The sequence below is a fragment of the Nocardioides sp. genome (assembly GCF_024509035.1).
Taxonomy (GTDB): Bacteria; Actinomycetota; Actinomycetes; order Propionibacteriales; family Nocardioidaceae; genus Nocardioides.
On the sequence record NZ_JANINT010000059.1, the window covers coordinates 1 to 7,152 of the forward strand.

General features: G+C 70.4%; 8 protein-coding genes and 1 pseudogene. 4 read left to right on the forward strand and 5 right to left on the reverse strand.

The window, feature by feature from the left end; genetic code table 11:
- Together Q0L15_RS05425 and chrA are read right to left on the reverse strand one after the other, a co-directional pair.
- Window positions 1-140: pseudogene (locus Q0L15_RS05425) on the reverse strand (disulfide bond formation protein DsbA); the annotation flags it as partial.
- A gap of 1 nt (window position 141) precedes the next feature.
- The gene (gene chrA / locus Q0L15_RS05430) at window positions 142-1,272 is read right to left on the reverse strand and encodes a chromate efflux transporter (protein WP_296602794.1); all 1,131 of its coding nucleotides are present in this window, start codon (window positions 1,270-1,272) and stop codon (window positions 142-144) included.
- 63 nt (window positions 1,273-1,335) lie between these two features.
- Between chrA and pepN the strand changes: the two genes are divergently transcribed.
- Entirely contained in the window at window positions 1,336-3,876 is a 2,541-nt protein-coding gene (gene pepN, locus Q0L15_RS05435; RefSeq protein WP_296602796.1) for an aminopeptidase N, read from the forward strand.
- Between the two features lie 74 nt (window positions 3,877-3,950).
- On the opposite strand, the gene Q0L15_RS05440 is transcribed toward pepN, so the two are convergent.
- Together Q0L15_RS05440 and Q0L15_RS05445 are read right to left on the reverse strand one after the other, a co-directional pair.
- Entirely contained in the window at window positions 3,951-4,331 is a 381-nt protein-coding gene (locus Q0L15_RS05440) for a DUF5130 family protein (protein WP_296602797.1), read from the reverse strand.
- On the reverse strand, window positions 4,318-4,653 hold the full coding sequence (locus tag Q0L15_RS05445; protein WP_296602799.1) for a hypothetical protein: 336 nt from the start codon (window positions 4,651-4,653) through the stop codon (window positions 4,318-4,320). Before Q0L15_RS05445 ends, Q0L15_RS05440 begins: the two co-directional genes overlap by 14 nt.
- Window positions 4,654-4,719: 66 nt before the next feature.
- On the opposite strand from Q0L15_RS05445, the gene Q0L15_RS05450 reads away from it, so the two are divergent.
- Window positions 4,720-5,769: a mechanosensitive ion channel family protein gene (locus Q0L15_RS05450; protein WP_296602800.1), complete on the forward strand. Its 1,050-nt coding sequence runs from the start codon at window positions 4,720-4,722 to the stop codon at window positions 5,767-5,769.
- Window positions 5,770-5,780: 11 nt separating this feature from the next.
- Here the strand turns inward: Q0L15_RS05450 and Q0L15_RS05455 are convergent, their stop codons facing one another.
- Window positions 5,781-6,209 (reverse strand): OsmC family peroxiredoxin, encoded by a 429-nt coding sequence (locus Q0L15_RS05455; RefSeq protein WP_296602802.1) that lies wholly within the window; start codon window positions 6,207-6,209, stop codon window positions 5,781-5,783.
- A 113-nt stretch (window positions 6,210-6,322) separates the two neighbouring features.
- Between Q0L15_RS05455 and Q0L15_RS05460 the strand changes: the two genes are divergently transcribed.
- Window positions 6,323-6,706, forward strand: coding sequence for a globin (locus tag Q0L15_RS05460; RefSeq protein WP_296602803.1), 384 nt, complete (start codon window positions 6,323-6,325; stop codon window positions 6,704-6,706).
- A 123-nt stretch (window positions 6,707-6,829) separates the two neighbouring features.
- A partial coding sequence (locus Q0L15_RS05465) for a hypothetical protein (protein ID WP_296602804.1) occupies window positions 6,830-7,152 on the forward strand: 323 nt, incomplete at its 3' end.

Here is a 7,152-nt window from a genome sequence, read left to right on the forward strand (position 1 = left end):
TGGTTGAGGTAGGCCAGGCTCATGATGTGCCAGGTGACCTCGATGTCGCGGACCTGCTCGACCTCGAGGATCCAGCGCGAGGTGATCCAGGCGAAGGGGCATACGGGGTCGAACCAGAAGTCAGCGTTGGTCGTGGTCATGTCAAGCCCAACCGAGCAGGCCGAGGACTATTCCCGCCACCGCGCCGCCCGCGACGTACCAGGCGGAGTTGAGACTGGTGCGCCACATCAGCAGCAGGGCGGTCACGAAGATCGCCACCGTCCAGCCGTCGACGATCGCGTGCTGGGCGAGCTGCCACGACACCCCGGCCATGAGGGCGAGGGCGGCGACGTTGAGGCCGTCGAGCATCGTGGCGGTCCACGGTGAGGAGCGCAGCTTGTCGGTGATCCGGGTCAGCAGGCCGACGAACACGAAGGACGGGAGGAAGATCCCGACGGTCGCCAGGAACGCTCCCGGCAGTCCGGCCACCAGGTAGCCGAGGAACGTCGCCGTGGTGAAGAGGGGGCCGGGGGTCACCTGGCCGATCGAGATCGCGTCGAGCAGCTGCTGGTGGGTGACCCATCCGAGCCGGTCCACGAAGTCGCCCTCCAGGAACGCCAGCAGGACGTAGCCGCTGCCGTAGAGCACCGAGCCGATCTTGAGCATCGTGAGGAAGAGCTGTCCGAGCTGGCCGGCCGTCGGGTCGGGGAAGAGCACGGCGAGCGGCGCCAGCAGGGCCGGGTGCGATCCGCGCGTGCGGGTGGCGAGTCGGGCCAGCCCCGCGACGGTTGCGCCGCCGAAGAGGACGACCAGCTCGTTGACGCCGAGCAGGTACGCCGCGAGGGCCGCCCCGGCGAGGACGCCCCACCAGGCGCCCTTGACCACCGTGCGCAGCAGCCCGACCAGCGCCCAGGCGACGATGCCGAGCACGGCCGGGACCACGCCGTGGAGCAGCCACTCCGCCGACGGGGTGTCGCCGTACTCGACGTACGCCCAGGCCAGCCCGGTCACGATCAGCGCGGCGGGCAGGATGAAGCAGAGGCCCGCCAGCACCAGTCCACGACCGCGCGCGCGGTCGTGACCGAGATGGATCGCGAGCTCGGTGGAGTTGGGCCCCGGGATCAGGTTCGTCGCGCCCATGAGGTCCACGAAGCGCTCGTCGCTGACCCATCCGCGGCGGCGCACGAGCTCCTCGCGCATCATCGCCGTGTGCGCGACGGGCCCGCCGAAGGCGATGGTGCCCAGACGGAGGAAGACCAGAGCGACCTCGCGGGTCCGGCTCGGCTCGCTCACCCGCACATCATGCCGGCGGATCTGCTTTCCCACGGCGAGGAGCCGGGTGGCAGGATGCCTCGCATGCCTGGAACCAACCTCACCCGGGACGAGGCCGCGACCCGCGCCGCGCTCCTGGACGTCACGTCGTACACCGTCGAGCTCGACCTCACCACAGGCGACACGACGTTCGGCTCGACCACCACCATCCGGTTCACCTGCACCGAGCCCGGCGCCGAGACCTTCGCCGACCTCGTGGGCGCGACCGTCCACGAGATCACTCTGAACGGCGAGGCGATCGACCCGGCGACGGCGTACGCCGACAGCCGCCTCGCGCTCCCCGGCCTCGCCGCCGAGAACGAGCTGGTCGTGCGCGCCGACTGCACCTACTCGCGCACGGGTGAGGGCCTGCACCGTTTCGTCGATCCCGCCGACGACCGCGTCTACCTCTACTCGCAGTTCGAGGTGCCCGACGCCCGCCGCGTCTACACGACGTTCGAGCAGCCCGACCTCAAGGCGCCGTTCACGTTCGTCGTCACCGCTCCCGAGCACTGGAAGGTCGTCTCGAACTCCCCCTCGCCCGAGCCGGAGCCCGCGGGCGACGGCAAGGCCGTGTGGCGGTTCGCACCGACCAAGCGGATGTCGACCTACATCACCGCGATCGTCGCCGGTGAGTACCACGAGGTCCAGCACGTCTACCACGGCAAGCACGGCGACATCCCGCTCGGCCACTACTGCCGTCAGTCGCTGGTCGAGCACCTCGACGTCGAGGAGCTCGTGAAGATCACCGAGCAGGGCTTCGGCTTCTTCGAGGACGCCTTCGACTACCCCTACCCGTTCGGCAAGTACGACCAGCTCTACGTGCCGGAGTACAACATGGGCGCGATGGAGAACGCCGGCTGCGTCACGCTGCGCGACGAGTACCTCCCCCGCAGCCGCCAGGACCGGGCGTTCTACGAGTTCCGGGTCGAGGTGATCCTCCACGAGATGGCGCACATGTGGTTCGGCGACCTCGTGACGATGAAGTGGTGGGACGACCTCTGGCTCAACGAGTCGTTCGCGGAGTGGGCCTGCTACCACGCAGCCGTCGAGGCGACCGAGTTCACCGACGTGTGGACCGGCTTCACCAACGCGCGCAAGCAGACCGGCTACCGGCAGGACCAGATGCCGAGCACCCACCCGATCGCGGCGGACAACTACGACCTGCGCGCGGTCGAGGTCAACTTCGACATGATCACCTACGCCAAGGGCGCCTCGGTGCTCAAGCAGCTGGTCGCCTGGGTCGGGCTCGAGCCCTTCCTGGCCGGCTTGCGCCAGTACTTCAAGGACTTCGAGTTCTCCAACTCCGAGTTCAAGGACCTGCTCGCCGCCCTGGAGAAGTCCTCGGGCCGCGAGCTGGCCGGCTGGGCGCAGGAGTGGCTGCAGACCGCTGGGGTCAACACGCTGGCACCGCGCTTCGAGCTCGACGGCGAGGGCCGCTACACCTCGTTCTCCGTGGAGCAGACCGCCCACCCGGACTGGCCGACGCTGCGCCGGCACCGCATCGGCATCGGCATGTACGACGAGGTGGACGGCCGGCTCGTGCGCCGCTCTGCGGTCGAGGTCGACATCGAGGGCGCCTCGACCCAGGTCGCCGAGCTCGTCGGCGAGCAGCAGCCCGACCTGCTGCTGCTCAACGAGGGCGACCTGACCTACGCCAAGATCCGCCTCGACGAGCGCTCGCTGGCGACCGTCATCGGTGGGCTCTCCAAGCTCGACGACTCCCTGGCCCGCGCGCTGGTCTGGGGCGCGGCCTGGGACATGACCCGCGACGCCGAGATGTCGGCCACCGACTTCGTCGCGCTGGTCCTCGCCAACATCGGCGAGGAGAGTGACGCGTGGGGCATCAACCGCATCCCGACGTACGCGCTGCAGGCGGTGAACAACTACTCCGCCAAGGCGCACCGCGCCGAGCTCCGGGCCCGCTACGAGTCCGGACTGCGCGAGCTCATGCTCGCCGCCGCGCCGGGAAGCGACCACCAGCTCACGTTCGTCCGCGCCTACGCCGCCGTCGCCCACAGCGAGCAGGCGGTCACCGACCTCGAGGCGCTGCTGGACGGCGGGCTCGAGATCGAGGGGCTCGCGGTCGACCAGGACCTGCGCTGGACGCTGCTCACCGCGCTCGCGGTCAACGGGCGCGAGGGCACTCGCATCGAGGCCGAGGCGGCCGCGGACAACACGATCTCGGGCCAGGAGCACGCAGCTGCCGCCCGGGCGTCGCGTCCCACCGCCGAGGCGAAGGCCGAGGCCTGGGAGATCGCGATGGTCCGCGACGACGTCGCGAACGAGACCCAGCGCAGCGTGGTGCTCGCCTTCCAGCGGGTCGGCCAGGACGAGGTGCTCGCGCCCTACGTCGAGAAGTACCTCGCCGCCGCCGACACGATGTGGGAGGAGAAGGGCACCCAGCGGGCCTCGACCGCCCTGGAGTTCATCTTCCCGCGCCAGCTGGCCAGCCAGGAGCTGCTCGACCGCGTCGACACCTGGCTGGAGTCCTCGCCGGCCAACCCGGCCGCGAAGCGCTACGTGCGCGAGGGCCGCGCCGACGTCGCCCGGGCCCTGGCCGCCCAGGCGAAGGACGCCGAGTAGGCCCCGGTGTCCGCTGAACGACGCCGAGGCGGCGCCAGTTCCCAGGAACTGGCGCCGCCTCGGCGTATCTCGGGTCAGTCGGTGTGGAGCGTGTGCGGGGCGCGGGCGTGGTCGGCGAGCATCTGCAGTCCGCGGCGCAGCCCACCGACGAGGTCGCCGACGGCGAACGAGCTCTGCATCTGCGCCGCGCTCAGCTCGACCTCCTGGTCGGTGAGGTGTCGGCGTACGACGGATCCGGTGACGATCTCGAGCACATGGGCGAGCGGGTCGACCAGCACGAGGAGGCTCCGTTCGGGTGCCACGAGGGCCGCGTGGAGGCGGGTGGCGAACTCACGCGGGTCACCCTCGGCGCGACCCACGAACACGCTGAACTCGTAGCGCGAGACCTGCTCGGCCTCGCGGATCGCCTCCTCGACCGAGAACCGGTCGGCGGCGCTCAGCTCACCAGCGCGCACTGGTGCCGCCGGTGGCCTGGTCGTCCCCGGTCGCAGGGGGGAGCTCCGCGGTGCCCTGCCGAGGGCCACCGAACCAGTGGTCCTCAGCGGCGACGGGTGCGCCGCCGCGGCGGCCGGGGGCCATGACGAGCAGAGTGATCACGAGGATGAGCAGCAGCGGGACCCCGCCGAGAAGCAGCAGCGCCTGCGTCGGGTCGACCGGGTCGGGCGTCTCCCAGCCCTCCGGCACCCCGGCGCCGGCCGGGCCGGACGCGGCGAGGACGAGCGCCCCCGCGAGGAGGACGACGGCAGTACGACGGAGCAGGTGTGCGAGCGTGGTCACGGGCAGAAGGGTAACGCCCCCACCGCGGCTCGCCCGACCTTGTCCGGTGCGGTACACATGGTGGCCATGTTCGGTTTCGAGGACAGCGCCTGCGACGAAGGTCACGACCTCTGTGACTGGACCTTCGACATGACCGACAACCAGCGGGTGGCGAACGCCGTCGACGTCCTGATCGGCAAGCCGCTCGCCATCGTCGGGCTGCTGCTGCTGATGATGGTCGTCCGGTGGCTCCTGCACCGACTGGTGGACCGCTTGGTGCTGCGCGCCGAGGACGGCGTGCTCCCCGACCGGATGAGCCGGTTCGGTCTGCGCGGCAAGGCCGCGCAGCACGCGAGCGCTCAGGACCTGGCCGCCTCGACGCGGCGGGTGCAGCGGGCCAAGACGATGGGCGACCTGCTCAAGAGCGTGATCACCGGTCTGCTGATCGCGGTCTTCGGCACGATGGTCCTCAGCGAGGTGGGGGTCAACATCGCCCCGATCATCGCCAGCGCCGGCATCATCGGCATCGCCCTCGGCTTCGGCGCCCAGTCGTTGGTCAAGGACTTCCTCTCCGGCATCTTCATGATCTTCGAGGACCAGTACGGCGTGGGCGACGTCGTCGACGTCGGCGAGGCCAGCGGCACGGTCGAGGCCGTGAGCCTGCGGGTGACCCGGCTACGCGACCTCAACGGGACGGTCTGGTACGTCCCCAACGGGGAGATCCTGCGCGTCGGCAACATGAGCCAGAACTGGTCGCGCGCGGTCGTCGACGTGTCGGTGGCCTACGGCGAGGATCTCGCCCGGGTGACCCGGGTCCTCAAGGACATCGCTCACGACCTGTGGGAGGACGACGACTTCCATGGCCTGGTGATCGAGGAGCCCGAGGTGACCGGCGTCGAGGTGCTCGGTCCCGAGTCGGTGACACTCCGCGTGCTGCTCAAGACGGCGCCGATGGAGCAGTGGGGCGTGGCCCGCGAGCTGCGCCAGCGCATCAAGGCGCGCTTCGACCACGAAGGCATCGAGATCCCGCTGCCCCAGCGGGTGATCTGGCACCGCGAGGACATCGGCCACGACATCGGCCACGAGACGTCGACGGGCCCCTCCCACGCTGGGGAGGAGCCCGTCGAGAGGCCGTGAGGACCCGAGGTTCAGCCGGCGAGCGACGCCTCGAGCGTGATCGTGGTGCCGGCGAGCGCCTGGCTGACCGGACACCCCTCCTTGGCGGCCTGAGCGGCTGCGACGAAGTCGTCGTTGCTCATCCCCTCGACCACGCCGGTGACGGTGAGCTTGATGCCGGTGATGCCGGTGCCGGGCGTGAACTCGACCTCCGCCTTGGTGTCGAGCGCGGTCGGCGGCGTCCCGGCCTTCGCCAGGCCGTTCGACAGCGCCATCGAGAAGCAGGACGAGTGGGCCGCCGCGATCAGCTCCTCCGGGCTCGTCTTGCCGTTGGCCTCCTCGGCCCGCGAGGGCCACGAGACCTCGTAGGTGCCGATCCCGGAGGACTCGAGGGTGACCTTGCCGCCCCCCTCGAAGAGGCTGCCTTCCCAGTGCGTGGTGGCGGTGCGAGTCGTTGCCATGTGCGGATCACTCCTCATGGTTGACGTGATGGTGGGCGGGTCTGTCGCCCGCGAGTCCGGAACATCCGGAGTCTTGCACGCCGCTGAGCACCGCTCACCGGGCGACCGCCAGAATGGACCGGGTGAGCACGTTCTACGAGGAGATCGGCGGGTTCGAGACCTTCCGGCGGATCGTCGCGAAGTTCTACGAGGGCGTCGCCGAGGACCCGGTGCTGCGTCCGCTCTACCCCGAGGAGGACCTCGGCCCGGCCGAGGAGCGGTTCTTGCTGTTCCTGGTGCAGTACTGGGGAGGGCCTACGACCTACTCCGAGGGCCGAGGACACCCTCGGCTGCGGATGCGACACGCCCCCTTCGCCGTCACCCCGGAGGCGAAGGACCACTGGCTCCAGCACTTCCGGGCCGGGCTCGACGAGGTCGCCCTGACCCCGGAGCAGGACGCGAAGTTCTGGGACTACGTCACCCACGCCGCCCAGTTCATGGTCAACAGCCTCGAGTGAGCGATCCGCGAACGGCGGGGGAAGAATCTCCTGGTCCGGTGTAACACCGGGCCGCGGTCGCGACAGGTCAAGGGTGTACGGGCGGGCAACCGCCACCCCCACCCCCGACCCAGGAGGCCCCGCATGCGCAGGACCACCACCGCTGTCACGGCGACCGCAGCGCTCGCCGCAGCGCTCACCTTCGGCACGGCGTACGCGACGCAGACCGGCAACGACTCCGCCGACGCTGCGGCATCCACGACGACCAGCTCGCCGGTGCTGAACAAGAACGGCCACGAGGTCAACGAGCACGCGGCCGCCGGTCAGGCGCGGGCCGCCGAGGCGCGCGCCCAGCACGAGGCCACGGAGACCCCCACCACGGAACCGACCGAGACCGAGGACGCCGAGACCGAGGCGCCGGAGACCGAGGCGGCGGAGACCGAGGCCCCTGAGACCGAGGCCCCTGA

Excerpts from the sequence above, each read along its gene's own strand:
- pepN (WP_296602796.1), top strand. The coding sequence starts at position 1,336 with ATGCCTGGAACCAACCTCACCCGGGACGAGGCCGCGACCCGCGCCGCG.
- Q0L15_RS05450 (WP_296602800.1), top strand. The coding sequence starts at position 4,720 with ATGTTCGGTTTCGAGGACAGCGCCTGCGACGAAGGTCACGACCTCTGT.
- Q0L15_RS05455 (WP_296602802.1), bottom strand. The coding sequence starts at position 6,209 with ATGGCAACGACTCGCACCGCCACCACGCACTGGGAAGGCAGCCTCTTC.
- Q0L15_RS05460 (WP_296602803.1), top strand. The coding sequence starts at position 6,323 with ATGGACCGGGTGAGCACGTTCTACGAGGAGATCGGCGGGTTCGAGACC.